We start from the raw sequence: 1,520 nt of genomic DNA, 5'->3' as shown, positions 1-1,520 counted from the left end.
TTTGCACAATCAAAATAATAATTTTACTTTTGTGAGTGAATACTAACTAACTTAATTATAATAGTATGGCAACATTTGAGAAAGAGATAATATTCAATCTGGAAAATTCAATTGAATACACAGATGGAGGTGTTATCAGCAAACAGATAACTAAAAGCAAAGGTGGAAATTTAACCTTGTTTTCTTTTGACAAAGAACAAGGTTTATCAGAGCATAAAACACCTTACGATGCCATTGTGCAGATTTTGGATGGCGAAGCAGAAATAACGATTGGAGGTAATTTACATAATTTGAAAAAAGGTGATTGTATCATTATGCCTGCAAACATTCCACACGCATTGAAAGCAGTTGAACGCTTTAAAATGTTGTTGACAATGATAAAAGAAGAATAATCTAAATACTATTACTATGAACGGTAAAAATAACATCGCAATAGGATTTCTGACAATGGGCTTTTTTATGCTCTATGGATTCCTTTTAATTTATCTCCGTGATTTTGCACCGAACGCTAAAGAATGGGCAGAGTCATACAGCATAGGAAAACATTTTGAGACAAGACTTGCTCATGTACACGGCAACTTATTTGCATTTTTAAATATTTTGATTGGCTACTTATTAATTCAATTTAGAAATAAACTGAAACACGTAAAAGTGATTTCAGGATTAGCTCTTGCTGGATTACTTATGCCAATAGGAATATTATTGGAAGTGTATTTAGGATTACCTCCAATTTTTGTATTGATAGGTGCGATGTCAATGACTGCATCTGTAATTTGGTTGGGTATTTCATTTTTAAAAACTGATAAAATAGTTAACTTATAAAAAAGTATATCCCATTTCTATCTTCTCTTATTTTAGCAGGCTTCGGTTTACTAACGCTATTCCTTAGTTCTTCCGTAATTTTTGATTGGTTTGGAATACGAGCCAAAGAAGGAAACTATGTTTTGTTTATTGTTTGGGCAAATTTTATCAGTAGTTTGCTTTATCTTATTTCAGCTTATGGTTTTCTGAAAATAAAAAGTTGGACTTTTAAAGCCTTATCGGTAGCAACCGTCATTTTGGTAGTCGCATTGATAGGCTTGTTTATTCATATTTATTCTGGTGGTATCTACGAAACAAAAACTGTTTTCGCAATGCTATTCAGAATTAGTGTTACCATAGCTTTTACGGTTATTGCCTATTTTTCAATCAATAAAAAGAAATAAAAAAATTTATCTCATTATGTTAGTGAATACTCGCAAACTTATACTTAGCTTGATAGTTTTATCAGGCTGGAATGTAGCCCAAGCTCAAGAGGCTTGGACATTAAAACAGTGTATTGATACAGCACAAGTTCATAATAAGACTTTGCAAATCAATCGTAACAATATATCCATCAGTGAACAACGAAAAAAAGAAGCACAAGCTAACCTCATTCCAAAAGTTACTGCCAATGCCGATTACAAGTATTTTATGGAATTACCTACACAGCTAATGCCGATGAACGCACTCAATCCACAAGCACCCGAAGGACAATTCAG

3 protein-coding genes are annotated in these 1,520 nt (G+C 32.6%); all 3 read left to right on the top strand.

All coding sequences use genetic code 11. The annotated features are described in order from the left end of the window. The first annotated feature begins 65 nt into the window (after nt 1-65). A complete protein-coding gene (locus tag M9897_14125; protein MCO5270021.1) occupies nt 66-392 on the top strand; it encodes a cupin domain-containing protein in 327 nt (108 codons plus the stop codon). Nucleotides 393-408: 16 nt separating this feature from the next. Then, entirely contained in the window at nt 409-822 is a 414-nt protein-coding gene (locus tag M9897_14120; protein ID MCO5270020.1) for a hypothetical protein, read from the top strand. A gap of 432 nt (nt 823-1,254) precedes the next feature. After that, the coding region (locus tag M9897_14115) for a TolC family protein (protein ID MCO5270019.1) at nt 1,255-1,520 on the top strand (266 nt) is incomplete at its 3' end.

The organism is Brumimicrobium sp., assembly GCA_023957385.1.
In the GTDB taxonomy this organism is placed as follows: Bacteria; Bacteroidota; Bacteroidia; order Flavobacteriales_D; family Crocinitomicaceae; genus Brumimicrobium.
This window is presented reverse-complemented; position numbering and strand designations above follow the sequence as displayed.